22 protein-coding genes and 1 tRNA gene are annotated in these 25,978 nt (G+C 63.4%); 8 read left to right on the plus strand and 15 right to left on the minus strand.

What is annotated here, in order from left to right:
- Nucleotides 1-224 (plus strand): ATP-binding protein (locus M511_RS12075; RefSeq protein WP_139824582.1); only part of this gene is annotated, 224 nt, incomplete at its 5' end.
- Nucleotides 225-881: 657 nt separating this feature from the next.
- Here M511_RS12075 and M511_RS12080 read toward each other — a convergent pair.
- The 7 genes from M511_RS12080 to M511_RS12110 form a co-directional block, all read right to left on the minus strand.
- Entirely contained in the window at nucleotides 882-1,262 is a 381-nt protein-coding gene (locus tag M511_RS12080; RefSeq protein WP_176224548.1) for an HIRAN domain-containing protein, read from the minus strand.
- Nucleotides 1,263-1,586: 324 nt separating this feature from the next.
- A tRNA-Ala gene (locus tag M511_RS12085) sits at nucleotides 1,587-1,662 on the minus strand.
- 219 nt (nucleotides 1,663-1,881) lie between these two features.
- Complete coding sequence (gene efeO, locus M511_RS12090) at nucleotides 1,882-2,709, minus strand: iron uptake system protein EfeO (protein WP_085502304.1); 828 nt, start codon at nucleotides 2,707-2,709, stop codon at nucleotides 1,882-1,884.
- A gap of 40 nt (nucleotides 2,710-2,749) precedes the next feature.
- Entirely contained in the window at nucleotides 2,750-4,063 is a 1,314-nt protein-coding gene (efeB, locus tag M511_RS12095; RefSeq protein WP_085502305.1) for an iron uptake transporter deferrochelatase/peroxidase subunit, read from the minus strand.
- A gap of 2 nt (nucleotides 4,064-4,065) precedes the next feature.
- On the minus strand, nucleotides 4,066-5,223 hold the full coding sequence (gene efeO / locus M511_RS12100) for an iron uptake system protein EfeO (RefSeq protein WP_085502306.1): 1,158 nt from the start codon (nucleotides 5,221-5,223) through the stop codon (nucleotides 4,066-4,068).
- On the minus strand, nucleotides 5,220-6,065 hold the full coding sequence (gene efeU / locus M511_RS12105) for an iron uptake transporter permease EfeU (RefSeq protein ID WP_139824583.1): 846 nt from the start codon (nucleotides 6,063-6,065) through the stop codon (nucleotides 5,220-5,222). Before efeU ends, efeO (M511_RS12100) begins: the two co-directional genes overlap by 4 nt.
- 193 nt (nucleotides 6,066-6,258) lie before the next feature.
- Nucleotides 6,259-7,245 (minus strand): glutathione S-transferase family protein, encoded by a 987-nt coding sequence (locus M511_RS12110; RefSeq protein WP_010395513.1) that lies wholly within the window; start codon nucleotides 7,243-7,245, stop codon nucleotides 6,259-6,261.
- Nucleotides 7,246-7,496: 251 nt separating this feature from the next.
- Between M511_RS12110 and ald the strand changes: the two genes are divergently transcribed.
- Nucleotides 7,497-8,615, plus strand: a complete 1,119-nt coding sequence (gene ald, locus M511_RS12115; protein ID WP_085502308.1) for an alanine dehydrogenase — start codon at nucleotides 7,497-7,499, stop codon at nucleotides 8,613-8,615.
- A 28-nt stretch (nucleotides 8,616-8,643) separates the two neighbouring features.
- On the opposite strand, the gene M511_RS12120 is transcribed toward ald, so the two are convergent.
- Nucleotides 8,644-9,324 carry a Crp/Fnr family transcriptional regulator gene (locus M511_RS12120; RefSeq protein ID WP_010395506.1) on the minus strand — a complete coding sequence of 227 codons (681 nt, stop codon included), beginning with the start codon at nucleotides 9,322-9,324 and terminating at the stop codon, nucleotides 8,644-8,646.
- Between the two features lie 142 nt (nucleotides 9,325-9,466).
- On the opposite strand from M511_RS12120, the gene M511_RS12125 reads away from it, so the two are divergent.
- Nucleotides 9,467-10,546, plus strand: a complete 1,080-nt coding sequence (locus M511_RS12125) for a hypothetical protein (RefSeq protein ID WP_085502309.1) — start codon at nucleotides 9,467-9,469, stop codon at nucleotides 10,544-10,546.
- A 40-nt stretch (nucleotides 10,547-10,586) separates the two neighbouring features.
- Here the strand turns inward: M511_RS12125 and M511_RS12130 are convergent, their stop codons facing one another.
- From M511_RS12130 to M511_RS12140, 3 genes are all read right to left on the minus strand, one after another.
- Nucleotides 10,587-11,084: a hypothetical protein gene (locus tag M511_RS12130; protein ID WP_085502365.1), complete on the minus strand. Its 498-nt coding sequence runs from the start codon at nucleotides 11,082-11,084 to the stop codon at nucleotides 10,587-10,589.
- Between the two features lie 148 nt (nucleotides 11,085-11,232).
- Nucleotides 11,233-12,522 carry a TfuA-like protein gene (locus M511_RS12135; protein ID WP_085502310.1) on the minus strand — a complete coding sequence of 430 codons (1,290 nt, stop codon included), beginning with the start codon at nucleotides 12,520-12,522 and terminating at the stop codon, nucleotides 11,233-11,235.
- On the minus strand, nucleotides 12,519-13,757 hold the full coding sequence (locus M511_RS12140) for a YcaO-like family protein (protein WP_085502311.1): 1,239 nt from the start codon (nucleotides 13,755-13,757) through the stop codon (nucleotides 12,519-12,521). Before M511_RS12140 ends, M511_RS12135 begins: the two co-directional genes overlap by 4 nt.
- Before the next feature lie 211 nt (nucleotides 13,758-13,968).
- On the opposite strand from M511_RS12140, the gene M511_RS12145 reads away from it, so the two are divergent.
- Nucleotides 13,969-15,738, plus strand: a complete 1,770-nt coding sequence (locus tag M511_RS12145; protein ID WP_085502312.1) for a tetratricopeptide repeat protein — start codon at nucleotides 13,969-13,971, stop codon at nucleotides 15,736-15,738.
- A gap of 16 nt (nucleotides 15,739-15,754) precedes the next feature.
- Here M511_RS12145 and M511_RS12150 read toward each other — a convergent pair whose 3' ends face one another.
- On the minus strand, nucleotides 15,755-16,423 hold the full coding sequence (locus tag M511_RS12150; RefSeq protein WP_085502313.1) for a hypothetical protein: 669 nt from the start codon (nucleotides 16,421-16,423) through the stop codon (nucleotides 15,755-15,757).
- Nucleotides 16,424-16,507: 84 nt separating this feature from the next.
- Nucleotides 16,508-17,164: a GntR family transcriptional regulator gene (locus tag M511_RS12155; RefSeq protein ID WP_085502314.1), complete on the minus strand. Its 657-nt coding sequence runs from the start codon at nucleotides 17,162-17,164 to the stop codon at nucleotides 16,508-16,510.
- A gap of 192 nt (nucleotides 17,165-17,356) precedes the next feature.
- On the opposite strand from M511_RS12155, the gene M511_RS12160 reads away from it, so the two are divergent.
- From M511_RS12160 to M511_RS12170, 3 genes are read left to right on the plus strand one after another with little or no spacing between them, the layout of a single operon-like run.
- Nucleotides 17,357-18,739, plus strand: coding sequence for an SLC13 family permease (locus tag M511_RS12160; protein ID WP_085502315.1), 1,383 nt, complete (start codon nucleotides 17,357-17,359; stop codon nucleotides 18,737-18,739).
- A gap of 36 nt (nucleotides 18,740-18,775) precedes the next feature.
- The gene (locus M511_RS12165; protein ID WP_085502316.1) at nucleotides 18,776-20,146 is read left to right on the plus strand and encodes a malonyl-CoA decarboxylase; all 1,371 of its coding nucleotides are present in this window, start codon (nucleotides 18,776-18,778) and stop codon (nucleotides 20,144-20,146) included.
- A gap of 16 nt (nucleotides 20,147-20,162) precedes the next feature.
- A complete protein-coding gene (locus M511_RS12170; protein ID WP_010395491.1) occupies nucleotides 20,163-21,674 on the plus strand; it encodes a malonate--CoA ligase in 1,512 nt (503 codons plus the stop codon).
- Between the two features lie 61 nt (nucleotides 21,675-21,735).
- Here the strand turns inward: M511_RS12170 and M511_RS12175 are convergent, their stop codons facing one another.
- Complete coding sequence (locus tag M511_RS12175) at nucleotides 21,736-23,112, minus strand: amidohydrolase family protein (RefSeq protein ID WP_085502366.1); 1,377 nt, start codon at nucleotides 23,110-23,112, stop codon at nucleotides 21,736-21,738.
- A 108-nt stretch (nucleotides 23,113-23,220) separates the two neighbouring features.
- Here M511_RS12175 and M511_RS12180 point away from each other — a divergent pair, with 108 nt between their 5' ends.
- Complete coding sequence (locus M511_RS12180) at nucleotides 23,221-24,093, plus strand: LysR family transcriptional regulator (protein WP_085502367.1); 873 nt, start codon at nucleotides 23,221-23,223, stop codon at nucleotides 24,091-24,093.
- Here M511_RS12180 and M511_RS12185 read toward each other — a convergent pair.
- Nucleotides 24,090-25,961: a sigma-54-dependent Fis family transcriptional regulator gene (locus tag M511_RS12185; protein ID WP_085502368.1), complete on the minus strand. Its 1,872-nt coding sequence runs from the start codon at nucleotides 25,959-25,961 to the stop codon at nucleotides 24,090-24,092. The genes M511_RS12180 and M511_RS12185 overlap by 4 nt on opposite strands.
- Nucleotides 25,962-25,978: the final 17 nt, after the last annotated feature.

Raw genomic sequence — 25,978 nt, forward strand, 5'->3', positions numbered from 1 at the left:
CGAAGACCGGCGCCGAATTGCTGTTCGAGCTGATCTCGCAGCGCTATGAGCGCAGATCGACCCTGATCACCAGCAATCTGCCCTTCGATGAATGGACGGAAACCTTCGGTTCCGAGCGTCTCACCGGCGCGCTGCTCGACCGACTGACCCACCACGTCAACATCATCGAGATGAACGGCGAAAGCTATCGCCTCGCCAACAGCACAGCCCGTAAACAGCGCTGATCACCATAAAATATCTACCCACGATTGGCCCTAAGGGGCCAGTGCGCCATGGCTCGCGCCAGCTATGTGGCCAGCGCGCGCACCATGGCGCACCCCCCAACTGGCCGGACTTTACGCCGCCGCCCCGGCCGACTTTTGCTCCGCCGTTGACACAGGGCCTGCGCCACCTGTGGCGAGGTCATATCTGCGCATATGAGACGCGATGCGAAGTATTGCTCTATCGCCTGCGCCTTGGCAGCACAGAGGAAGCGACGAATGGCGGCGGCTGCAGCGCGACTATCCGCCAGCTGTGGCAGCCTTTTCCAGCCGGGCCGCCGCTTTTGCAGCCATCTATGCGCGGTGGAGGCGACCAGGAAGCGCCAGGCTATCTCCTGCGCTCAATGCGGCGTGAAGTTTCATCCTCGCAAAGACAATGCCCGATTCTGCTCGCGGTCATGCGCAGCAAAGCACAAACATGCGACCGGCACTTTGCGCCACTTTCCCCGCAAACTCACCGCAGCGAGGCTGGATCACGCGCTTGCTCCGCGCAGGCCTAAGCGCCGCTATGTCCAGCGCCTCACCCCGGCCCGCCTCGACCGGCTGCTGGCAGGCCGATAGCTGAAATCCGCAATAATTGCGGATTTGCAGCGACGTTTCGCGTCGGAATAGCTTATAAGACTAGCCGGATAAAGCGTCACGCTTGCGCTTGCGTCGCGCCTTTTCGCTGTTTCCGGGCGGGGCAAGCACCAACATCTTTATATCGGTGTACCCGCCGTCGCCTACCCATATCTCATAGAGTTCTGCCGCTATGGGAAGGCCGCGAGCGAGGATGTCTTCGGTTACATCTTTCGCCATGTCGGCATCAAGATAGCCGATATGCCACTCGTCATTGCCGACGGTGCCATACACAGCGATTGCATTCTGGTCGTGCGGGTTGTGTGGCTCAGGTTCAAGCCGCAGGCCGTAATGGCGTCCGTCCCTTTCGGCCTGTCGTGCCGCAGCGGCCCAGCCTGCGACGGCTTCAATGCGGTGGTTAACGCCCGCCACCTTCACCATCATCGTAGCCTTTACCCAGTCTCCGGGCGGCATATGCCTAGAGGTTCCGAAACGCCCCGTTGGGGCGCGCGCTGAGGGGCGCGTGAAGCCAGACGACGAGGGAGGCGGATGGGCAGCAGGCTTGCCAAACAACCAGCTCAATAGACCCATACCACCCTCCATATGTCGCCGCATGAACGGTGCCCTTGAGCCGAGTGTGAGTCAAGCCGCCGCCCCGAAGGGCAGGCTTGACGATCAACGGTGTTGGCGTGTTACCCCGGATGTTACCCCAAAGCAAAATCCGGCTCGGTGAGCAGTGTCTTTTTCTATCTAAATCTTTGATTTTATTGGTGGAGCCAAGGGGAGTCGAACCCCTGACCTCTTGAATGCCATTCAAGCGCTCTACCAACTGAGCTATGGCCCCACCGGAGGTCCGGGCGGCGTCTGCCGCTTCCGTGTGAGGCGTCGTATAGGAGGGCGCGCGGGGAGGTGCAAGCGGAAAAATGCAACCTCGGAGAAAATCTCCGGAGAAACCACGTAAAGCACAGAAATTACGATATTTTTTTGTGAATTTCTGGCCGAACGCATGAGCGATGGAGGGGGCGGAGCAGCGGTGCCGCTTCGCCCGTCGGTTAGGAAAATGTCAGCCGAGACCCAGCTTGCCGCGCAGGGTCGCAAGGTCCTCGGCCAGCGTGTTAACCTTGGCTGAAAGCGCGTTGCGGTCTGCATCCGTCAGCTCTTCGTAGGAAACAAAGCCGCCCTCGGCGGTGCGGTATTTCCCAAGCACATCGTCTACGGTCTTGAAGTTCCCGTCGACCTTGGCGACGAAATCCGCCTCGGATTCGGCGATCAGCGGGCGCAGCAGCTCATAGATCTTTTGCGCGCCCTCAAAGTTCGCGTCGAAATCCCACAGGTCGGTGCGCGAATAACGGTCCTCTTCGCCCGAGATCTTGGTTGCGGCGACCTCTTCCATCAGCACACCGGCGCCGCCGACCACCACTTCGGGCGGGAAGGTCAGGTCGTTGATCCGCGAATCGAGCTCTTTCACATCGGCAAGCAGGCGGTCGGCATATTCGCCCAGCCCCTCGGTCGAGCCCTGTTCCCACAGGCCGTATTCAAGGCGGTGGAAGCCGGTGAAGGCAGGGTCCTGTTCGGCCTTTTCATAGTCATCGGCGCGGGCGTCGATCGACACATCAAGGTCCGAGAACAGCTCGGCGATTGGTTCGATCTTTTCGTAGCTGGTGCGGGTCGGGGCGAAAAGCGACTTGGCCTTTTCGACGTCGCCCGCCTTGACGGCCTCGGTCAAGGCAGTGGTGTCCTCGACCAGTTTGGCGGTGTTTTCAGCCACATACAGCTTATATTCGGCCAGAGGCGCGACCAGATCCAGCGAGGGATCTGCCGCCATGGCAGGCGCGGCAAACCCGCCAAGCGCCAAGGCCAGAGCCGTTGTTATGAGATATTTTCCGACCATCTTTTCCAACTCCCGTTTGATGGATTTCCGGCTTGGCGGATCAGCTTCGCCTGGCTGCTTTGACAAGGGAAGAGCCGAGGTAATCCCCGGCCTCGACGCCCGGCAGGGCAAAGAAATAACCCCCGCCCACCGGCTTGATATATTCCTCTAGAGGTTCGCCATTCAGCCGGTTCTGGACCGCTATAAAACCGGCCTCAAGATCGGCCTGATAGGCGATGAACAACAGCCCCTGATCAAGCTGTCCGTTCTTTTGCACGCCCCGCGAATAGTTGAACGGGCGGCGCAGCATCAGGTTGCGGGCGCTTTCGGGCGTGCGGGGATTGGCGAGCCGGATATGGGAATCTGGCGGAGTCTTTTCCCCGTCAGGGTCGGCGGCATAGTCGGGCACGTCATATTCGCTGGCCTCTGGCGCATCAAGCGGCGCGCCAGAGACCTTGGTGCGGCCAAAGATGTTCTCTTGTTCGGACAGCGGTGCGCGGTCCCAGCGTTCGACAAAATTACGGATCACGCGCACGGCCTGATAGCTGCCGCCATGGGCCCATTCGGGTTCATCTGCGCCATGGGTCCAGACCACCTGATCCATCAGTTCTGCATCATTGGCGTCGGGGTTGGCCGAACCGTCGCGGAAGCCAAGAAAGTTGCGCGCGCTGGGGGTCGAGCCATCGGCCGCGGGTGGGACCGGTGGCACGAAACCCTCGATCATCCAGCGCATGACCAGAAATTCGGACAGGTTCTTAAGGATGTCGCGCAAGGCGTGGATATTGGTGTCGGGCAGGTTCGCGCAGAATTGCAGCGACAGATCGCCATGACACAGCGCCGGGTCCAGCGCGTCATTCGGGAATTGCGTCATGCGCTGCAGCCGCGTGGGCTTTAGCCCGGTAAGCCAGTCGTACCGCTCAAACAGCGATGCGCCGAGGCCCAGAGTGATGGTCAGGTTGTCAGGCGCGATCACCGGGCCAAGCAGACCGGAATCGGTTGGCGGCAGTTTGGGATCCCGGGCCGGAACCTCGCCGCCCTGGGTCAGAAAGACGGCGCGTTCGGTCAAAAGTTTCAGCATCTGTTCGAACTCATCAAGCGATGAGACGACGATATCAAAGGATGCAAAGATGCCGCTGGCCGGGCGGGGGGTCAGGATGCCGGCCTGATGGGGGCCATAGAAGGGCACGCTTTGCGCTGCCGTTTCGGCATGGCCCGCGGGTGCATCGACCACCTGATGGCCGGGCTTGGCCTCATCGGCCAGCGCAGGCAGCGCAAGGGGGCCAAGCCCCCCCGCGACAGTCCCGCCCAGCACACTCAATCCCAGCCGGCCAAGAAGGTCGCGACGCGTGACGGCAAGCGGGGTCTGACGGATCATTTCTAGTTCATTCCAATGGCAGGTTGCAGTTTGCGCAGGCTTTCAAACAGCTGGGTCAGGTCCGCAGCCAGCGCCTCGCGCTGATCCTTGGGGACATCGCCATAGCTCGGATGTCCTTCAGCGGTGATTGTGGCCAGACGGGCGCGGGTGGCCTGCAAGTCCTGTTCGATCACCTTGTCCAGCGCCGGATCAACCTGTGAGACGACCTGACGCAGCAGGGTGGTCAGCTTTTCGATCCCGTCGAGGCTTGCGCCCAGATCCTCAAGGTCGTTACCGGCGTATAGGTTGTCACCCTGTGGCAGCTGGCCTTGCGCGATTTGCAGGGCGCTTTCGCCCGGCATCTCGATCAGCAGGCCGGGATCCAGCGGGGCTTGCTTAACCCGGGCCGCAAGTTCGGTCAGATCCTTGACCAAAGCTTCGGCGACCGGGGTCAGCCCCTCGGTGCTGTTTTCGGCGAAAAGCCCGTATTCGATCCGGTGATAGCCGGTAAAGGCGGGGTCAGCCTCGCGCTTTGCCAGATATGCGGCGTGTACGTCGATACGCTCTTCAAGGTCCGAAAAGCGATAGGCCAGCGGCTCGACCCGACGATAGGGCAGGCGAGCCTGACGCCAAGCCTCGCGCGCGGCCTCAAGATCGCCTGCGGCGACGGCATCGCGCAGCGCCTCGGCTGCCTTTACGGCGGCATTGCCCTGCATGACCAGATAGACGCGGTATTCCGACAACGGCCCAAGGAACTTGCGCAGCGTGACCTCAGAGGCTGCCGCCGCCGCCTCATCCGAGGGGGTCACGGTCAGCGTGCCACGCGGGTTCGACAACAGCCCGCAGGTGATCGCGTATTCGCCGGGCGCAAGCTGCACCTCCAGTGTCGAGCGAAAGCCGGGGGCGATATTTTCACGCTCGGCCACCACCATGACCCCGTCCAGGATCTCCCATTCGATAGGGCGGTCGCTGGCATTGACGATCTCAAAGCTGCGCCGCCCGCCGGGGACGGTGATTGTGTTCGGTTCGCAGGTGGTGGCATTGACGGTGACCAGCTGATCGGCCGTCGTCTGAGTGGCTGCGTTTTTTTGCGCAGCGTACCAGAATGTCACGCCGCCTGCGACGGCCAGCGCCCCGGCAGCGGCGATGGCCAGATAGATGCCTTTGGAAGGTTTGCTCATTTCCGTCCTGCGATCTGGGCCGGGGCGGGCAGGGGACCCGGCTGCGGCCTGAGGAAAAGCACCAGCGTGACTGCAAGAAACAGGCCCCAGGCCAGCGCCTCGCCCAGCGTCGGTGCCTCGCGATAGCCCAGAAGGCCCGACAGCACCGTGCCAAGCGGGCTGGATTCGGGCAGCACGTGGCTGAGGTCATAGACACGCTCTTGCAGGCCGTTCCACAGCCCGGCCTCATGCAGGGCGCGCAGCGATCCGGCCAGCAGCCCCGCCGCGACCAATAGGATGAATACCCCGGTCCAGCGGAAAAACCGCCGCAGATCCAGGCGCAGCGCACCGGCATAGATGGCCCAGCCTGCGCCGATGGCGGCGATCACGCCAAGCGCGGCGCCGATCGGGGCCGCGGCATCACGGCTTTGCTGAAAGATCGCCAGCAGGAAAAAGACCGATTCCAGCCCTTCGCGTGCGACCGCCAGAAACACCATGCCGATCAGCGCCCATGTTCCGGCACCGCCCGGATGGGCCAGCGCCTGATCAACAGAACCCTGCAGTTCGGCCTTGATCGAACGTGCGGCCCGGCGCATCCAGAACACCATGCCGGCCAGCACGACAACAGCGACAAGGCCGATCACCGCTTCGAACAGTTCCTGGGTTTTTTGCGGGAAACCGGCGGCCACAAGTTGCAGCGCAGCCCCCGCGAACAGCGACATCGCAACCGCCAGAAGCACGCCAACCCAGATCGCGGGCAGCCATTCCTTGCGGCCTGTCTGGCGCAGATAGCTGGCGATGATGCCGACGATCAGAGCGGCCTCAAGCCCCTCTCGCAGCATGATAAGAAACGGTGCCAGCATTGGCATACCTCGAAATCCGCCGCACCGCCTGTTCCGCCGTCAGGGCGTGCAGGGCATCTTGCGGCACCATCACCGGTCCGGAAAGGGCGCGGCACGAAAGATCAATACGCCGACAGCCCGGCTTGTCAATCCAGAGAGAAACTCTAGGAAAGCCTGCGTCGCCGTGTCTCACCGGATGTTCGGGGCGGTCTGTTCAGCCGCCGGCCTGTTCGCGTCCATGGGGTTCGTCCCAGTCGATGACCGGGTTGATCGGGATGATGCGATGCGGGTTTATGGTGGCGTGGCTATAGTGATAATGGCGCACGATATGATCGAAATGCACCGTCTCGGCCACGCCCGGCCATTGGTATAGCTCACGCGTCCAGGCCCATAGATTGGGGTATTCGCGCAGCCATTTGCGGTTGCATTTGAAATGCGTGTGATAAACCGGGTCAAAGCGCAGCATGGTGGTGAAAAGCCGCCAATCCGCCTCGGTGATCCGCCCGCCGCAAAGATAGCGGTGGGCCGAGAGGTGCTCTTCCAGCCAGTCGAGCATCTGGAACAGGGGCACTACCGCCTCGTCATAGGCTGTCTGCGAAGTGGCAAACCCGGCCTTGTACACACCGTTATTGATCCGGTCATAGATACGCTCGTTCATCGCATTGATCTGGTCCAGCAGCGCGGCCGGGCAATAATCGTCGCAGTTGCCCGTCAGGTCGTCGAAGGCGCTGTTGAACATGCGGATGATCTCGGCGCTTTCATTGCTGACGATGGTGCCTTGGACCTTGTCCCACAGCACCGGCACCGTCACCCTGCCGGATGCCTTGGGGTCGGCCTTAAGATAAATGTCACGCAGATAGGGCAGGCCAAAGAGCTGGTCCCCGGTCGCGCCGGGAAAATCAGTCGCAAAGGTCCAGCCTTCGGACAGCATGTCGGGATGAACGACCGAGACGTCGATATGATCGGAAAGCCCCTTGATCGCGCGAAAGATCAGCGTCCGATGCGCCCAGGGGCAGGCATGCGAGACATAGAGGTGATAGCGCCCGCTTTCGGGGGCAAAGCCGCCGCGCCCGCCGGGACCGGGACTGCCGTCCCGGGTGACCCAGTTGCGATAGGTCGTGACGCTGCGCTGAAACCGTCCGCCCGATTTTGCGGTGTCGTACCATTCGTCGTGCCAGACGCCGTCGATCAGCTGCCCCATATCGTCCCCCGTTTGATCCCGAAAACCAAAGCATAGCCCCGCCCGGCGCAGGGGCAAGCCGGACCGTCCGCATTGTCGGCGGTTCTTGCGCCTGTGGGCGATGAAGCCGAATAATCTTCGTCAATATGGCGTAGTTTGGCTGAACTATTTCATTCTTACCGCGCCAGCACCCCCAGCTTTCGCAAGCATTTGCGCGGCAGCAGTGACAGACTGATCGCATAAAACACCATAACGCATGGGAGGAAAAACACATGAAGATCGGCTGCCCCAGGGAAATAAAGCCGCAGGAATTTCGGGTGGGCATGACGCCCGCCGCCGCTGCCGAGGCCGCAGCGCATGGTCATCAGGTCCTGATCGAGGACGGCGCGGGGCAGGGCGCGGGCTTTGCGGATGAGGATTATCTGGCCGCCGGGGCGCGGATCGTCCCGGATGCCGCTGCCGTTTTTGCCGAGGCCGAGATGATCGTGAAGGTCAAAGAGCCTCAGGCAGCTGAGCGTGCCATGCTGCGTCGTGGCCAGCTGCTCTTTACTTATCTGCACCTTGCACCGGACCCCGAGCAGACGCGGGACCTGCTGGCCTCGGGCGTGACGGCAATCGCCTATGAGACGGTGACGGATGCACGCGGCGGCCTGCCGCTGCTTGCGCCGATGTCCGAGGTGGCGGGGCGGCTTGCCCCTCAGGTCGGCGCATGGGCGCTGCAAAAGGCAAATGGCGGGCGCGGCGTGCTTTTGGGCGGGGTGCCGGGGGTGCGGCCGGCCAATGTGCTGATCATCGGCGGCGGGGTCGTGGGCGCTGCGGCGGCGCGGGTCGCTGTCGGTATGGGCGCGAATGTGACGGTCATGGATCGTTCGTTGCCGCGCCTGTCGCTGCTTGACGATCTGTTCATGGGCAAGCTGACCACCCAGCACGCCAGCGCCGCAGCGACCGCCGACCTGATCCAGACCGCCGATATGGTGGTTGGTGCGGTTCTGGTGCCGGGCGCTGCAGCACCCAAGCTGGTTTCGCGCGACCAGCTTGCCACCATGCCGCGCGGTGCGGTGCTGGTCGATGTTGCTATAGATCAGGGGGGCTGTTTTGAGACATCGCACGCGACCACGCATCAGGACCCGATCTATGAGGTCGATGGGGTAATTCATTACTGCGTGGCGAACATGCCGGGTGCGGTGGCGCGAACCTCGACCCAGGCGCTTGGCAATGCGACGCTGCCTTTTCTGCTGGCGCTTGCGGACAAGGGCTGGCGCCGCGCATTGCAAGAGGATGCGCATCTGCGCGCGGGCCTTGCCACGCATGAGGGGCAGCTGACCTCGCCCCCGGTGGGGGCCTCTCTGGGTCTGGCCGCGATCACCCCGGACGAGGCCTTGGCCGCCTGAGGCAAAAGGGGGCGCTTTACGCGCCCCGTCACTCAGCCGGATTGGAAAACAGCGCCTCGGGGCGCAGGATGCGCAGGGTGCGGCGGCCGCTTTCGATCACGCCTTCGCGGTTTAGCTTGGCAAGGCCGCGGCTGATTGCTTCGCGATTCGCGCCGACGATATTGGCGATCTCGGCATGGGTCGGAACATCGGGCAGGACCCGACCGGGCTTTAGCCCGCCGCGATCAAGCGCAGTCCGCAAAAGCCATGCGCGCAGCCGCTCTTCGACGCTGAGCGAGGTCAGCTCATGCACCCGGTCAGTCAGGGCATGCACGCGCCGGATCAGATGCAGCGTAATCGCGCGCCGGACCGAGGGCTGGCTGTCCATCAGTTCCAGCAGCGCGGCGCCGGGCAATTCGTAAAGCGTACAGGCGTTGCGGGCGTAAAGCGACAGTGAGCGCGGCTCACCCGAAAGGACCGACAGCTCACCACAGGCGTTGCCGGGGCCGATGTCGCTATAGACGATCTCGCGCCCGGTGCTGGTCCAATGCACGGCCAGCACGTTCCCAGACAGCACGAAAAACACCGTTTCTCCGGGGTCGCGCCGCTCAAAAATCAGCTGTCCCTGGGCGAAATGGCGTCGCCGCATCATGGACTCGATCTGGGCAAGCTGCTGTGGGGTAAGATCTGCAAACCACTCCAGATCGCCAAGCCCAAGCGTTTTCGTCATTCCTCCGCGCCCTTTCCTTTTCCCTGTCCGGTTCTGGTTGGCGTCTGTCCAGACCGCCTTTGTGCGCTTCCGCACAGATTTTTACCGATTGATCAGTCAAGAACAACGGCGAACACTCCGTTAACCGGAGGTCAGTGTGACCATGCCGAATCGACCAGACGAAACATGCCGTGTCACCGATCAGCTTGCCGCCAGCGCCGAGGTGTTGCGTCGTGTAGGTCTGACCGCCCTGCATGTGCAGGCCCGGGCGAGCCTGCAAGAGCGGCAGATAAGCCAGATTGCCACCCGCGATACCAGCGCGATTGCCCGCGCCACAACCGAGACCGAGACCGGGCTGCGCGCCATGTCGCGCTATGGGCTTGAGCATCTTTTGCCGCGTACACAGGCACTGTTAACCCAGATCGAGGGGCTTTCCTCGGCGATGGCGGGTTATGACGTGAACGGCGGATCCCCGATTGCCGAGCATCTGCAGGCTGCGGCTGGCGAGCTTGACCGTTGTCGCGTCATTCTGCGCGGCCATGCCCGGCGCGCACCGCGCGGGGCCAGCATGATCCGCTTTGGCGAGCAGCGGCTTTGGGGCGCGCTTGCGGTCGAGCTGCAACGGATCGAAGGCAGCGAGGGGCCGATGATGCATGCCTGTGGCCGGATCGAAAAGCTTGCCTCTGAGCTTGCCTTCGCCATCGAAGAGCTTTTGAAAGAGGGTGAGCCGATGCCGCTTGCCCGCCGCTTTGCGTTTGGCACGACATTGATCGAATCCTCGGGCCGCATGGTCATGTGCGAGCTTGAGCTGCAAAAGATTATCGAGCCCTATCGCCTTGATGCCCGTCAGTTTGCCCGCCCCATGGCCCTGCTGACCCAGCTTGCCGGCCAGTACCGCGACCTTTGCAAGGGATCGCAACAGGTGGCGGCGGCGCTGTGCATCGCCACCCAGGCCAATGCGCAATTCATGGTGACCGGTCTGCTGGAAAAGGATTTGCAGGCCCTTGACCGGTTGCTGTGTACGCTGGCGACGGATTATCGCGGGCTGATGCGGCTGGCTCCCCGTGCCATGGGCCGAGAGCTCGTTGCGCGGCGGTTAGAGATCGAGGTTCCGCTGTGGCGTAAAATCGCGGCGGCCATCGCCGAGCCGCTGGCGCTAAGCCGCGAGACGCCGGATACAGCCGCACCAATGGCCCGCCCGCCTTTGCGATCAGCCGGGCAGGCTGCGCTGCAACAGATCTAGGCGGGTTCAGGCGCCGCTGTCGTGCGGCGCCCCGGCCTGATCATTCCTTGGTGCTGTTGTTGTTGATGCTCATCCCGCGCATGCTCATGCCGCGCCGGCTACGGCTGCGCGAGCCGCCCTGCAAAAGCTGCTCAACCGTCCCGCTTTGCATATCCATGCGGATCGAATAGTCGGCCTTGTCATAGGACCAGACGCGCAGATCATCCAGCGGCATCGGAATGCCTTGTGTCTGATCGCCGCCGCCCTCGCGCCCCAGACCAGAAAGGACGCGGCTTGCAGGCTCGCCCTGCCCATGGACCAGAAACAGCGCCGGTCGGGGCAGGACATGGTAAAGGCCGTTCTGGCCATAGCCGTAGATGCGGGCAAACGCCGCCCCTTCGGATCGCAGCTGCTGTTCCAGCTGTCCCGAGGTGCCAAGGCTGCCGCCTTCGCCCCCCTTGGAACCGGCTTTGTCTTTGGGCTGCGTGCGGATCACCAGATCCTCAAGCAAGCGGCCGAAAAGCAGGATGTTTGACGGGCTGAGCAATGTCTCGGGCATCATGGCTCCTATGCTGCGCTATCCAAGGGGCAGAGCGCCATCGCCGGGCTGGCGAGTGCAAGACGCGGGAATCGCACAAGGTAAACGCTATGGCGACCACACGATGTGTAAAGATAGCCGAGCGCAGGGTCTCTGTCGATCTGCTTCGTCAGCGCGAATGATGCCGGGCGAAGTCCTTGCCTAGCAGCTCGAAGAACCGATCAAGGTCGGACAATCCCAATCCTGCCGCATACTCATTCAGATCAGCGGGGATTTCGCGGCCAAGGCGTGTCTCGAAATACCATGCAAGCAGCAGCGGCCGGGGCGGGGTACGCGGCGTCCCTTGATCGGGGCTGGCCAGCGCATTGTCCCGCAGCGTGGAATACCGGTTTTGCAGCCGCAACTGATCCAGCATTGCCGGGCGCAGCGCCCCATCCAGCCGTCGCGCCAGATTTTCCACGCTTGCACGGGCGCGGATCAGCCGCGCCAGCCCGGCATCGTCAAGGCCGTTCTTATGTGCCCATTCATCAAGGTCGCGCTTGCGCAAAAGGCCAAGGGGCAGGCGCAGATCCTCGGCTGCTTTGGCAAGTTCTTTGGGTTGCAGCTTCAGCCCTTCGCGCGTGGCGGCCTGATCAGCGAGATGCTGCAACAGTGCCGCCTGTCTGACCTCGGCATAGGCCGGGCCTTCAAGCCGCAGTTCGTCAAGGATAGCGTCGGCGTCAGGCCCTTCTTCCCGAGGTGCAGGGGTCAGCCATGACGCATTGGCCCAGGCCTCGGTCAATTCAAAGGTAAAGCCGGGCGATATGGGTGGCTCATCCGATGCGAGGTGGTCGGCGACAGCTTGCAACAGTGCCCGCGCATCTTCGCGTTTGCGATCGACGCGGCCACGGGGCAGCCAGTCGCGCAGCCGCTCGCATGCCGGGGCGGGCAGGGGGACGGCCGCCAGAACCTCGGGCCATGAACGGTCCTGATAGAATAGCGCCTTGGCGGCGGCGGTCAGCGCGCTGGCCTCGGCGGCATCCAACACGCCCTCGGCCTGCGCACGGGTGATGGTGGCGCGAATATTGACCATGGGTTCGCTGAGGGCGGGGTAGGCGGTTTCGGGCGGGCCGTGCAACAGGGCGACCTCATCATCATCGGTCAGGCGGCCGTCACGGTAATCCTCGAATATGCGGCCGATGCCGCGCATACCGAACTGGTGCAGTTCGGCCGCGCGCAGGGCACCCATGCTGGATGCGCCGAATACCGCGATGCCCTGTGACAGCGCCCACAGGATTTCCTTGTGCAGAACAGCCGGTACCCCGTCGAAATAGCCGTCGATGACACCGATTGCCCGGGGGCGCAGGCAGGCTGCGGCGTAAAGTGCGCCCTGACGCACCGGCGGCTGGAACTGAAGGCCGGGCCATGCCGCGCGGTCGCTGTCATCAAGGCTGGGTCCGGCAAAGATGATCGCGGTCATTGCGCCTGCTCCATCGCCAGGGCACGGCGGCCGGGGCGATAAGCAGCGTGGTCGTCCGGCCCCTCAAGCCCCGGAATGACCACCCGCACCACCGGCAGTCCCAGCTGCGGCCTGCTTAGATCAACCGCGACGACCTCATTCATCCCTGTCGCCTGCAACCGTTCAAGCAGCCACTCCAGATCACCGGCAAAACTGTCCTGTGCCTGATCGGCGATGGCGGCGAAATCACGGCGCGGGTGATGGGCGGCGCGCAGGGCGTCAGCCTCGGCGGCGCGTTCGGCCCGGTGGCGGGCGGTGAATTCGGCCGGTGACAGATCGTCCCGCGCGCCCGAGATATAGGTCATGCGCACCTGCACCGCCTCGGTCAGGGCACGCATCAGCGCGATCCCCGGCGAGGGATGGGTGCCAGCGCCGATGCCGTGGTGATGCAAAGGATCGCGCCGGTCGGTAAGCAGGCAGAAAAAAGAAGGTACACCGATGTCGCTTGTCGTTTCCCACAGCGTGATGCCGAACCCGGCGCGCTGAAGCTGCGCCAGTACCTCGCGGCAGGCCGGGTCGTCGATGCTGTCGGGGTCAAGCCCGGTGTCGGCGCGGCGATCAGGGCGGGCGTTCCACAGGGTGGTCGCATCACGCTCGATCAGCTCGCAGATAGCATGGCAAAGCGCCTCGCCCATGCTGTTGCCCGCGCCCAGCCCGTTGCTGCTGCATTCAAAGCAGCCGCTGCCGGGTGGCGGGGGCAGGGTGTAATTCGCCCGCACCATCTCGAACGGTACCCAGCGACTGCTGCCCGAAACCAGCTCATCCCCCTCGATCCACAGCATGACCAGATCGGGGTGAAAGCGGTCCGAGATCCTTGGCAGCCGCGCCAGATCGGCAAAGTCATGGGTGGGCGCAAGTTCGGCCTGACCGCCCAGTTTCAGCGGCTGCTCGATATGTTCGGCATGGTAAAGCTCGGCCGCCTCCATCAGGGCCGATGCCCCGGCGGCGGCAAGGTCCAATCCCTTGCCCTGCGCCACGACAAGCGAGCGCGCATTGGGCCGACAGGCCATCGTGACGGGCAGCCCGATCCGGTCGAGCCCGGTGAGATTGGCCAGCCGCGTGATCCCTATCGCGGGCATCAGTGCGGTCAGCCGCGCCAATGTCTGGGCAGGCGGCACAGTGCGATGGGTCCCGCGACGGTGCTGCTTTTCAGTTTCGGCCCGCAGCGCCATCAGGCAGGGCGAGGCAAGGGTCATGCGCTTTTCTCCTCTGCTCAGCGGGCGGCGATGGGATGGTAGAACCGGGTCTTGGCGATGAAAATTTGCTTTGCAAGCACTTAAGCCAATGCATGCCCGGTTTCCGTCATCTAGACTTGACAGTTCAGGGGGGTGTGGCTTGACCTGCCCCGCAGGTCGTAAGCATTCCAAACGACCAAATGAGGCAGGGTGAGGAGTTGGCGTCAGGACGATGTGTGTGCAGTCAAGTCTGTCCGGCCCCAGGCAGCTGGCGGTGCTTTATGCCGATGTGCATGGCTACACGCGCCTTGTCGAAAAGGACGAGGCGGGGACGGTCGCGCGCCTGACCCGGTCCCAGCATCTGATCCGTGGGCTGGTCAGCGATTATGGAGGCGCTGTCGTCAATACGGCGGGCGACGGGTTGGTCGCGGTCTTTGAAGGTGTCCAAAAGGCGCTGCATTTCGCGCTGGCGATGCAGCGCGAACTGGCGCGCGAAACCGCATGGACCGGGAGCGCAGAGCCGATTTATTATCGAGTCGGCATCTCGATCGGTGATGTTTTCGCGGGCAGGGACGGTGTTTATGGCCACACCGTCAATCTTGCCGCCCGGATCCAAAGCTTTGCCGCACCGGGGGGGATCTGTGTCACCGATACGGTTTATCAGCTGGTGCGCGACAATCCGGCGCTGATCCTGCGCTCGCTTGGCCGCAAGCGGCTTAAAAATATCTCGGCCCCGGTCGAGGTCTTTGCCGTCGCCTCGGCCGAGACCGATGCGGCCCTGCCTGCCGGTGCTGATGCCTCGGCCCTTGCCCGGCCGGGGCGCGAGACGATGACAGATGCCTCGCTTGCCGTTCTGCCGCTTGAGAATATTTCGGGCGATCCGAATGATCTTTATATCTGCCGGGGCATCGTCGCCGATCTGATCACCAGCCTGTGCCGGTTCCGCAATCTGATGGTGATTGCGCGCCATTCCTCTTTCGTGGCGGCGGCCGGAGCCAGTTCGCTGCGCGAGATCGGCCGGAGTCTGGGTGTGCGCTATCTGCTTGCCGGCAGCCTGCGCCGTGCCGAAAACCGTCTGCGGATCACCGTGGACCTGATCGAGGCTGAAAGCGAAAATACCCTGTGGTCCGAACGTTACGACGGCACCATGGCTGACATTTTTGATTTTCAGGACGATGTTGCGGCCATGACAGCGGCGCGTGTTGCCATCCAGATCGAGACGCTTGAGCGCCGCCGCCTCGCCGAACAGATCCACCCCGCGCTATATGCCTATGGCCTTGTCCTGCGCGGCCAGGATATGGGCTTTCGCTTTCGTCCAGAGGCGAACCTGCACGCCCGCCGCCTGTTTGAACAGGCGCAAGAGCTGGACCCTCAATACGGCCGCAGTTATGCCGCCATGTCGCGTACCTTTAACGTCGAATGGCGCTATAACTGGACCAACGATCCCGATGCGGCACTGAACCGGGCGCTGGATCTCGCCAAACGCGCGGTTGAATGCGATCATCTGGACGCGCGCGGTTTTTCGGAAATGGGCCTCGCCCATCTTTACAAAAAGCAGCATGACGAGGCGATCGCTGCCTATGAACATGCCCTGGCCCTGAACCCCAATGACGCCGATCTGTTGGCCTATATGGGCGATTGCCTGGCCTATGTCCGTCAGGGTGAGCGTGCGGTGCAACTGATCGAGCGGGCGATCAGGCTGAATCCCTATCACCCCGACGCCTATCTGTGGTTCCTTGGCGACAGCTATTTCCACATGGGCGATTACGCCCGCGCCATCGAGGCGCTTTACCGCATGCGCGACCGGTCCGAGGCCCACCGCCTGCTGGCCGCCAGTCACGCCCTCCTGGGCAATATGGACGAGGCACGCCACCATGCCCGCGAGGTGATGCGCGTGCATCCGAATTTCACCATCGACCATTGGAAGAAGGTGCCGCCCCTGCGCGACCCCGAAGACCTTGATCTTTACGTGGATGCTCTGCGCAAGGCAGGATTGAATTAGGCAGGGTCCAGCCCCCCTATGAGGCATCATCGGCATGGCGGCCAAGCCCCATCCCCATGCCCATACCTGCACCTGTGCCACCACCGCCCATGCCTGTGCCACCACCCCCGCCAGAGCGGCCGCCGCCCTCGCCCCGGCCGCCGCGCGCACTGCCCGACTGTTGGCGGGCCGGACCCTGCAAGGGGATAGTCACATCGGCCGGGACCGGTCCCAGATCCAGCGCCTTGCGAATGAAATCGCGCAGCGAGATCACCAGTTCGGCAGTATGGATTGGCCGTCCGGCCACCATCTCGGCCGCGGCATGGCTGGCCAGCCGCACCTGCTCTTCGGTCCCCAACAGGATGATGTCGGAAAGCGCCGCCTCGACCGCATCGCGGATGCGGCGCGCCCGGTCCGAGCCGGCCGGGCCAGCGGCTTCATCATCTGTCTCCTGCGCGCGCTGACGCAGATCGCGCAGATGGGATGGGTCGACCAGCAATTCGCCGGTGAATGAGCCGCCCAGAACCTTATAGGCAGCGATCAGCACCCGCAGCCGCTCGTTGATCTGGCGGTTCATGCGCTGCTGGCGCTGTTGGATGGTCAGCTGCATCAGGACCCGGATGCCCACCCCGATCAGCGTGAACAGCGCAATGCCAAGCAGCGTCGTCAGAACCCCATGCCAGGTACTGAAATCGAAATAGCGCATTGGCATCTCCACCGTCCCGTTCAGGCCTTTATTCCATTCCGGGGCGGCTCAGCGCCAGCGCTTTTCCAGGCTGGACATGATTTGTCAGCGTTCCTGACGCAGCGCCGCGATCAGGTCGTGGAAGCGGTCGCCCTGAACGATGACATGACTGCGCAGGGCCTCGGCCGCGCCCTCATCATCGCCCGCGCGTATCCGTGCCACCACCGCGTCATGTTCGGCAAATGACCGCATCATCCGGTTGCGTACCTTTAGCTGCATGCGCCGATAGGGTTGCAGCATGGCATGCAGCCGCGCGGCCTCTTGCGCCAGAAAGTCGTTATGGGTGGCGCGATAGATGCAATGGTGAAAATCCGAGTTGCGGGCGTAATAAGCCTCGACCTCACCCGCCTCGCACAGGCGGCGGCATTCCTCGTGCACATGTTCAAATGCGGCCAGCTCGGCCTCGGTAATGCGACGGGCGGCAAGGCGGCCACAAGTCGCCTCGATCTCGGCCATGACTTCGAACCGCTCGGCCAGTTCGCTGGCGCTCCATTCGGTGACAAAGGTGCCGCGCTTGGGGACCACACGCACCAGGCCCGATGCCTCAAGCTGGTGCAGCGCCTCGCGGATGGGCGTGCGCGAGACGTCGAACTCTTGCTCAAGCGCCTCGGGATCCAGCCGCGCGCCGGGCGGATATTTGCCCTCTACAATGGCGTTTTCCAGCGCGTTGCGGATGCGCAGCGTGTTGGGGATTCGCGCCATGGAACGCCTCCTTTGCCTTTTTCCCATAAGATAAGCGGCTTTACGGCTTTTATCCATGTCTTGATTTGTTATATACAACAGCGAAGAATATACGTATAACAGACAGATGTGGATTCGCGCGTCAGAGGAGGGCGCGGGGAACTGACAGGCCGCAACGCGGCAAAAGGAGGTTTGCATGGAGAGGAGCCGCGCATGACCCCACATCTGCTATCAATCTATGTGCTGGCGGGGATGTTCGTCGTCGCCACGATCTGGCCGATCAACATGGGGGTGCTGGCGTTTGTCGGTGCCTTTCTGGTTGGCACACTGCTGGCCGGACAGGCCGCCAAAGAGATTATCGCCGGTTTTCCAAGCGGTCTTTTCCTGACGCTTGTCGGCATCACCTGGTTGTTCGCGCTGGCGCAGAACAACGGCACCATCGACTGGCTGGTGCGCATGGCCGTGCGCGCAGTGCGGGGCCGGATCGGGGCGATTCCGTGGATCATGTTCGTGATCTCGGCCATCCTTACCTCGGTCGGGGCGGTCAGCCCCGGTGCGGTCGCCATCGTTGCGCCCATCGCACTGGGTTTCGCCTTTCGCTACCAGATCTCGCCCCTGCTGATGGGTTTGATGGTCGTGCATGGTGCGCAGGCGGGTGGTTTTTCGCCGATCAGCATCTATGGCGGTATCACCAATGGTGTCGTCGCCAAGGCCGGGTTGCCGCTGTCGCCGATGGCGACCTTTGCCGCCAGCTTTTTCGTCAACGCGGCGGTGGCGCTGTTGCTCTTTATGGTGCTGGGCGGGCGCAAGCTGATGCAGGCCCAGCCCGAGCAGATCGAGCCGGTGACCGTACCGCACCTTGAGATCGCCCGTCCGGCGACCGGGCCGCAGATCTTTGGCGACAGCGAGGCCGAGGCGCTAAGCCGCCGCATCGGCGAAGAAGGCGGCGGCGAATCCCATCGCCTTGTTGCCGAAGAGCCCGAGATCGGGCAGGCCGAAGGCACGCTTTACCAGATCGTAACCCTTGCTGCGCTGGCCCTGCTGGCGGTGCTGGTGCTGGCGCTGAACCTTGATATCGGGTTCGTGTCGCTGACCATCGGCCTTGGGCTCGCGCTTTGGGACCCTACCATGCAGAAACGCGCGATGGCGCAGGTCGCATGGCCCGAGATCATGCTGATCACCGGCGTTTCGACCTATGTCGCGGTGCTGGAGCATATGGGCACCATCGACTTTGTCGGAGACAGCGTCGCTGGCATGGCTTCGCCGCTGCTTGCGGCACTGCTTTTGTTCTTTATCGGGGCGGTGGTCTCGGCGTTCGCCTCGTCTACGGCGGTGCTTGGTTCGCTGATCCCGCTGGCGGTGCCGTTCCTGCAGGGCGATACCGGCGTTGGCGCGATCGGCTTCATCGCCGGGATGGCGGTTGCCTCGACCATCGTCGATGTCAGTCCCTTCTCGACCAATGGCGCTTTGGTCCTTGCCAATGCGCGCGGGATAGACCGTCAGGTATTTTTCCGCAAACTGCTGAACTATGGCGCGCTGGTGACGGTGGTTGCTCCGGTCGTGCTGTGGCTGATCTTCGTCGTGCTGCCGGGGTGATCCCGGCGGCCCTTCTCCAAAACCCGGAGGCCCGAAATGATCAAGACCGTTGAGACCCCGCGCCCCGCCCGCCCGGCCTTTCTGGGCGAGCTGTTCGAGGTGCTGACAGCGCGCGGCCGACGCCTGCTTGGCCGCCGAGATGCCGCAGCCGCAGCCGAGGCGCCCGACCTGTGCGAACTGGGCGAGGCGCTGTTGTCGCGGCGGGGCGAGGCCTCGGGCGTGGTCCTTGCCGAAGGTCTGCTTGCCGCCTTTGAACATGCGGATGAGGCAGCGCGGCTGACCTTTCTGCAAAACCTCGCCGATCATTTCGGCCCCGGGACCGAGGCCGTCCGTAGCGCCCTGCAGGCGGTTGAGCGTGACCCCGACGACGTCGACGCCGTCGAGGCCCTGCATGCTGCCGCCGAGCCGCGCCGGCAGGAGCTGTTCCGCCGGCTGAACCTTGCGCCCGGCGGCACGGCGGCGCTGGTGCGCATGCGCGAAGAGCTGTTGCGCCACCTGCGCCATAATCCGGCGCTGAGACGGGTTGATCATGATTTCGCCCATCTGTTTTCGTCATGGTTCAACCGGGGGTTTCTGGTGCTGCGCCATATCGACTGGAACACGCCCGCAGGCATTCTGGAAAAGATTATCCGCTATGAGGCGGTGCATGCGATCCAGAACTGGGACGATCTGCGCAACCGCCTGCAGCCGACCGACCGGCGCTGCTATGGGTTCTTTCACCCGCAATTGGTGGATGAGCCGTTGATCTTTGTCGAGGTCGCGCTGACCGAGGATATTCCCGACAATGTCGCGGGGCTTCTTGATCTGGACCGCCAGCCCATCGCGGCCGAGCGCGCCAGAACGGCAGTGTTCTATTCGATCTCGAACACTCAGCGCGGGCTCGCCGGCGTGTCCTTTGGCAATTTCCTGATCAAACAGGTGGTCGAAGAGCTTAAGGCCGAGCTGCCCAATATCCGCACCTTTGTCACCTTGTCCCCGGTGCCGGGTTTCGCCGCCTGGCTGGCGCGCCAGCGTCAGGATGAAAGCCCGGACCTGATCGACGCCGACCAGCGGCTTGCCTTTGCGTTGCTTGACGATCCCGACTGGCACAAGGACTCCGGGCGCGCCGAAAGCCTGCGCGAGCCTCTGCTGGCTGCCGCTGCGACCTATTTCCTGCGCGCCCGCGATCAGAAAGGCCGGCCTGTCGATCCGGTGGCGCGGTTCCACCTTGGGAATGGTGCGCGGCTAGAGCGGCTGAATTTTCTGGGCGATGTGTCGGCCAATGGGCTTAAACAATCCCATGGGCTGATGGTGAACTATCTGTACGACCTTGGCCGTATCGAGGCGAACCACGAAGCATTTGCCGAGCGCAGCGCCATCGCCGCCTCGGACAGCGTCCGGCGGATGCTGCCGGCCTCTAATCCTTGAATGACGGGGACAACTCATGAGTGATAATCTGTTCGACCTTTTCGCCGCCGGCATCCGCGACCCCGAGGCCGTGGCGATCGAGATTCCTGCGGGCGAGAATATCCGCTATCGCGACCTTATTGCCCGCAGCGGCCATATGGCCAACGCGCTGGTCGAGCTGGGCGTTCAGCCCGGCGACCGCGTCGCAGTACAGGTCGAAAAATCGGTGCAGGCGATTATCCTGTATCTCGCCACCTTGCGGGCGGGGGCGGTGTTCTTGCCGCTGAACACCGGCTATACCCCGGCCGAGATCGCCTATTTCCTGGGTGATGCCCGGCCCAGGCTGTTTGTCTGCGACCCCGCACGGCAAGAGGCGCTGCGCGAGGCGGCCGAGGGCGCCGGTGCGCGCATCGTCACGCTGGACGCCAGGGGGCAGGGCAGCCTGACCGATGCCGCATGGATCGCGCCTGAACCCTTTGCCACCGTGCCGCGCAGCAGCGATGATCTGGCGGCACTGCTTTACACCTCGGGGACGACCGGGCGGTCAAAGGGTGCGATGCTGACCCATGGCAATCTGGTCTCAAACGCCCGGGTGCTTATCGGGGAATGGCGCTTTTCCGACCGCGATGTGCTGATCCACGCCTTGCCGATCTTTCACACGCACGGGCTGTTTGTGGCGACGAATGTGGTGCTGTTCTCGGGCGCCTCGATGATCTTCTTGCCGAAATTCGATGTGGATCAGATCTTTGAGGGCATGTCGCGGGCGACGGTGCTCATGGGGGTGCCGACCTTTTATGTCCGGCTGCTGCAGGATGACATGCTGAACGCCGAGACGACCGCGAATATGCGGCTGTTCATCTCGGGTTCGGCGCCGCTGCTGGCCGAGACGCATCGCGAATGGCGGACCCGCACCGGTCATTCGATCCTTGAACGCTATGGCATGACCGAGACGAATATGAACGCCTCGAACCCCTATGACGGGCCGCGCCTTGCCGGGACGGTCGGCCTGCCCCTGCCGGGGACCGAGATCATCATCACCGATCCCGAAACCGGCGACGAATTGCCCGCGGGGGAAATCGGAATGATCGAGGTGCGTGGTCCGAACGTCTTCAAGGGCTATTGGCAGATGCCCGAAAAGACCGCTGCCGAGCTGCGCGCGAACGGGTTTTTCATCACCGGAGATCTGGGGAAATTCGATGAGCGCGGCTATCTGCACATTGTCGGCCGTGGCAAGGACCTGATCATCAGCGGCGGCTATAACGTCTATCCCAAAGAGATCGAGACCGAGATTGACGCCTTGCCGGGCGTGGTCGAATCCGCCGTGATCGGCCTGCCGCATCGCGATTTCGGCGAGGCGGTGACGGCGGTGGTTGTCGCCTCGGGCAGTCCCGCGCTGACCGAGGCGGACGTTCTTGCCCCGCTGGAAGGGCGTCTGGCCAAGTTCAAACAACCCAAGCACGTGCTTTTCGTCGATGAACTGCCGCGCAATACCATGGGCAAGGTGCAAAAGAACCTGCTGCGCGACCAGTTCGCTGCCCTTTACGACTGACAGGCGCGTGATGGGTAAGGGGCAGGGCGGGTGACCGTCCTGCCCCGTTCACAACGGCTGCTCAGGCCTTGGCAATGTTGCCAAAGACCAGCCGGCCCTTGTGGAAGGTGGCGCTGCGGGGGGTGCGGCGCGCCACCGCCTCGGCCGAGCAGCTTGCCTCGGCCAAAGTGAATTCCGCCAGGTCCCCCGCCTGTGGCCAGACACGCGTACCCGCGTCATTGAGGGGGGTGACATCGCCGGTGGCGATGGCCATGGCGCGGGTCAGGGCGAATTCGTCGCGCCCGCCATAGATCTGGGCGCAAAGGTTGGCCTTTTCCAGCATGTCGCCGGTGCCAAAAGGCGACCAGTGGTCGATTACGCTGTCGGTCCCGCTGATCAGCGTCACACCCTTTTCGCGCAAGCGCGGCAGTGGCATGGTCAGCGCCCCCATAGGCACGGTTGAGGCGACCGTGACACCATGGGCCGCCATGCGCTCGGCCAGCGGATCAAGTTCGGCCTCGCTCAGCGTCGCCAGCGCAAAGGCGTGGCTGAGCGTCAGCCGATCCCTGAGCTGCGGCGTACGCTCGACCGTATCGACCATATAGCGGATCGCCGCGACGCCAGAGGGGCTGGTTTCATGGATGTGGATATCCACGCCTTTGTCGTGGTCCAGCGCGATCTGGAACATCGCATCCAGAGACTTTTCCATCGCGCCATCAACATTGGTCGGATCAAGCCCGCCAACGAATTCGACGCCCATGGCCATCGCCTCGCGCATCAGCCCATCCACCTTGGAATGCAAAAGACCATGTTGGGGAAAGGCAACGATTTCACAATCGAACCTGTCGCTGTAATTTTCCAGCGCAAGTTTCAGATGTTCCAGACTTTTCAGGCCGCTGACCGGATCAATATTGCAATGGCTGCGCGCCATGGTCGTGCCTTGGGACAACAACAGCCCGATCAGTGCTTCGGCCCGCTGTTGCGAAGAGGGCAAAAGCTGCGGCAGCAGGATTTCTTCGCGCGCGATCATGTCCATGATCGTTTTGCCCTGACGCGGCAGAGGGGCACGCCACGGCCCGCCGTAAAAGGTCTTGTCCAGATGGATATGCATGTCGCGAAAAGCGGGCAACGCCAGCCGCCCCCCGGCCGAATAGCGCGCCACGCCAGCGGTCAGCGCCGCGCCCGGATCAAGGATCGCCGCAATCGCGCCATCGCGGATTTCCAGCGTGTAAAGCCCGGTGAGGGTCGCGGCGATATATTCGCCCTCATGTTCAAATCCGTCCTCAAGACGGACGTCGGTCAGGTAGTAATGCGTATCGGGGACCGAGGTAACCTGTTCGCTGTCGGCGGTGGTCTGTGCTGCTGCGGTGCTGCCCATGCCGATCACGGCCGAGGCCGTCATCAGCCCTCCGGTCCCGCACAGAAAGGCGCGGCGGCTGTGGTGGAATTCGTTCTGCATCGGCGTCTCCCCAATCTCATCCTGCGCCATTCTGAATAAGCTCTGACAAGATTATCTGGAAATTAAATGTCCGGATGATAATCATGCGCAAATCGAATGGAGGGGCCGATGCTTGATCCGCGTCTGCTGCGTGCCTTTGTCACCATCGTCGATTGCGGCAGCTTTACCCGCGCGGCCGAGCGGTTGCACATGACCCAATCGACCATCAGCCAGCAGCTGGCGCGGCTTGAGGATGCGACCGGCCATCCGCTGGTCGAACGTACCGCCCGCCCCGTCCTGCCCACCCCACAGGGTGAGAGGCTGCTGGGTTACGCGCGCCGCATCCTTGCCCTTCAGCAAGAGGCCGAGCTGGCGCTTGGTGACCCAAGCGGCACCAGCTCGATCCGGTTGGGTCTGCCAGAGGATATCTTTAACGCCGGGATGTGCGGGATATTTCGCAGCTTTGCCCGCCAGTTTCCGCAGATCCGGTTGGATGTGACTGTCGGCCTTAGTCGCGAACTGATGCGCCGCTATCGCTCTGCCGATCTTGATATCGTCGTGGTCAAAGAGGGCGCCGCCGCCGTCGATTGCCGCGCAAGCTTTACCGAGGCGATGGCCTGGTTTGAAAGCACGCTGCTGCCACGCGACTGGCAGGACCCGGTGCCGCTGGTGGTCTTTCCGCCCGGCGGACTTTACCGCGACGCGATGTTTGAGCGGATCGAACGCGAAGGCAGGCGCTGGTACGTCGCCTTTTCCGGCAGCAGCCTGCACAGCGTGGTCCTGGGGGTCGAAGGCGGGCTTGGCATCACGCTTTTGCCGGTGGCGGCGGTGGCTGGGCTGGGCGCGGACCTGCGCCGCTGCGACGGGTTCGGGGGCGAGCCCGCCATGGTCGTCTCGATCTACGCATGGGAACGGGGCGGGCCGATCGGCGGTCTGGTCGAGCAGATGACCGGTCTGCTGGCCGAGAGGCACCGTCACAGCCTTGATACGGCGGGTGGCTAGGCCCCTTTGGTCAGGCCAAGCCGTCGCATCCGGCGATAGATCGTGCTGCGGTCCACCCCCGCCAGCCGTGCCGCCGCCGAGATATTGCCGTCGCATTCCGCAATCAGCCGGTGCAGCGCCGCCCCCTCGACAGGACGCGCGTCGGGGTTGGTCATGGCGGGGTGACTGATATCGGCGGGCAGATCCTCGGGGCCGACGATTGCGCCATCGCATAGCGCCGCGCAAAGGGTGCATAGATTGACGATCTCGCGCACATTGCCCGGCCAGTCATGGGCCAGAAGTCGCGCCATGGCCTCGGGCGAAAAGCGCGGCTTGCCCTCGGTTGCCTCGGCGATGCGGGTGATCAGCCATTCCCGATCACTGCGCGCCCGGACCGGAGGAATGTCGAGGATCAGCCCGTTCAGCCGGTAATACAGGTCCTGCCGAAAGCGCCCCTCGGCCACCAGCGCAGCCAGATCGCGATGCGAGGCCGAGATGACGCGGATATCCACGGGCTCGGCCCGGGTGGCGCCAACCGGCATCACCTCGCGTTCCGACAGCACCCGCAGCAACCGCGCTTGCAAGGTCAGCGGCATGTCTCCGATTTCATCCAGAAACAGGGTGCCGCCGTGGGCTTCGCGGATCAGGCCCTTTTTGCCGCGGGCATGGGCGCCGGTAAATGCGTTCGGGGCATAGCCAAAAAGTTCGCTTTCAATCAGAGCCTCGGGCAGGGCGGCACAGTTGATGGCAATAAAGGTGCCACGCCGGCGGGACGAGGCATGCATGGCCCGGGCGATGAACTCTTTGCCGGTGCCGGTCTCACCGCGCAGGATGATGCTGATCTGACGATCCACGACCTTGGCCGCGCGTTCCGCCAGACGCTGCATGGCCGGATCGCCGCCATGAACCGCCGCCAAAGGCGCGGGCAGGCGGGGTCCGGCCGCACGTTGCGGCCTGGCCGAGGGCGGCACGGCACGGGCAAAGATCAGCCCGCCCGATTGCATCTCAAGCGCGCCATCGACGGGGGCCATGGCGCGCGACAGTTTGGGCAGATCGTCCAGGTCATGGGCAAAGATGTCGCTGAACCGCCGCCCGATCAGCATGTCGGACCCCTGATGCGCCAAAAGCTCTTGCGCGTTCTGGGTCATGCCGCTGATGCGCCCTTCGGCGCTGATCGCCACCGCGGCCATCGGGTCCACATCCAGAAACTCGGGAGAGGGGTTCAGCCGCAAGATCCAGTCGCCGCGATGGCGGCGGACCAGATTGGCCATCTCGATCCGGCGGGCGCAGGATTTCATTACCTCAAGCGTCAGCGCCTGGCTCATCTTGTCCTGAGGCGCGCTGAGATGGGACAGATCCAGCACTCCGATCAGCTTGCCCTGCGTGTCATGGACCGGAACGGCGGTGCAGGACAGTGGCGTCAGCGCAAGGTCGAAATGATCGGTGCGATGCACGGTGATCGCGCGACCCGTGGCAAGGCAGGCCCCGACGCCATTGGTCCCGACATGGCGTTCATGCCATTCAGATCCGGTGATCAGGCCGGCATGGCGCAGGTCGCGGTCAAGCTCGGCATCCCCGATTGCATCCACCGTCACGCCCCGGGCATTGGCCAAAAGCAGCACATAGCCCATGGCATTCACGCGGCGATAAAGATCCTCCATCCCGTGCCGCGCCATGCACAACAGTTCCTCGGATTCCTGTCTGTGCAGACGCAGTTCCTGTTCGGTGACGATGCGCGGGCCGATCTGGCGGCTGGGGTCCAGCTGATGCTCATTCACACAGCGCCGCCATGAGGCCAGAACATCGGCATCGCGGCGCGGCGACGGCGCGCCTTCGGCCACGCGAATGACTTCAAGGACATGCGTCCCCGTATCCGGCATCGCCCGCATCGGCTCCTCCCAAAGCC

It is taken from the genome of Paracoccus sp. J56 (assembly GCF_019633685.1).
GTDB lineage: Bacteria > Pseudomonadota > Alphaproteobacteria > Rhodobacterales > Rhodobacteraceae > Paracoccus > Paracoccus kondratievae.

What these genes read in the sequence shown, in the direction of transcription:
- M511_RS12165 (WP_085502316.1), top strand. Translation starts at nt 18,776, where the DNA reads ATGATCAAGACCGTTGAGACCCCGCGCCCCGCCCGCCCGGCCTTTCTG.
- M511_RS12140 (WP_085502311.1), bottom strand. Translation starts at nt 13,757, where the DNA reads ATGACCCTTGCCTCGCCCTGCCTGATGGCGCTGCGGGCCGAAACTGAA.
- M511_RS12120 (WP_010395506.1), bottom strand. Translation starts at nt 9,324, where the DNA reads ATGACGAAAACGCTTGGGCTTGGCGATCTGGAGTGGTTTGCAGATCTT.
- M511_RS12155 (WP_085502314.1), bottom strand. Translation starts at nt 17,164, where the DNA reads ATGGCGCGAATCCCCAACACGCTGCGCATCCGCAACGCGCTGGAAAAC.
- efeO (WP_085502304.1), bottom strand. Translation starts at nt 2,709, where the DNA reads ATGGTCGGAAAATATCTCATAACAACGGCTCTGGCCTTGGCGCTTGGC.
- M511_RS12180 (WP_085502367.1), top strand. Translation starts at nt 23,221, where the DNA reads ATGCTTGATCCGCGTCTGCTGCGTGCCTTTGTCACCATCGTCGATTGC.
- M511_RS12135 (WP_085502310.1), bottom strand. Translation starts at nt 12,522, where the DNA reads ATGACCGCGATCATCTTTGCCGGACCCAGCCTTGATGACAGCGACCGC.
- efeB (WP_085502305.1), bottom strand. Translation starts at nt 4,063, where the DNA reads ATGATCCGTCAGACCCCGCTTGCCGTCACGCGTCGCGACCTTCTTGGC.
- M511_RS12145 (WP_085502312.1), top strand. Translation starts at nt 13,969, where the DNA reads ATGTGTGTGCAGTCAAGTCTGTCCGGCCCCAGGCAGCTGGCGGTGCTT.
- ald (WP_085502308.1), top strand. Translation starts at nt 7,497, where the DNA reads ATGAAGATCGGCTGCCCCAGGGAAATAAAGCCGCAGGAATTTCGGGTG.
- M511_RS12110 (WP_010395513.1), bottom strand. Translation starts at nt 7,245, where the DNA reads ATGGGGCAGCTGATCGACGGCGTCTGGCACGACGAATGGTACGACACC.
- efeU (WP_139824583.1), bottom strand. Translation starts at nt 6,065, where the DNA reads ATGCTGGCACCGTTTCTTATCATGCTGCGAGAGGGGCTTGAGGCCGCT.
- M511_RS12080 (WP_176224548.1), bottom strand. Translation starts at nt 1,262, where the DNA reads ATGATGGTGAAGGTGGCGGGCGTTAACCACCGCATTGAAGCCGTCGCA.
- M511_RS12170 (WP_010395491.1), top strand. Translation starts at nt 20,163, where the DNA reads ATGAGTGATAATCTGTTCGACCTTTTCGCCGCCGGCATCCGCGACCCC.
- M511_RS12150 (WP_085502313.1), bottom strand. Translation starts at nt 16,423, where the DNA reads ATGCGCTATTTCGATTTCAGTACCTGGCATGGGGTTCTGACGACGCTG.
- M511_RS12185 (WP_085502368.1), bottom strand. Translation starts at nt 25,961, where the DNA reads ATGCGGGCGATGCCGGATACGGGGACGCATGTCCTTGAAGTCATTCGC.
- M511_RS12125 (WP_085502309.1), top strand. Translation starts at nt 9,467, where the DNA reads ATGCCGAATCGACCAGACGAAACATGCCGTGTCACCGATCAGCTTGCC.
- M511_RS12160 (WP_085502315.1), top strand. Translation starts at nt 17,357, where the DNA reads ATGACCCCACATCTGCTATCAATCTATGTGCTGGCGGGGATGTTCGTC.
- efeO (WP_085502306.1), bottom strand. Translation starts at nt 5,223, where the DNA reads ATGAGCAAACCTTCCAAAGGCATCTATCTGGCCATCGCCGCTGCCGGG.
- M511_RS12130 (WP_085502365.1), bottom strand. Translation starts at nt 11,084, where the DNA reads ATGCCCGAGACATTGCTCAGCCCGTCAAACATCCTGCTTTTCGGCCGC.
- M511_RS12175 (WP_085502366.1), bottom strand. Translation starts at nt 23,112, where the DNA reads ATGCAGAACGAATTCCACCACAGCCGCCGCGCCTTTCTGTGCGGGACC.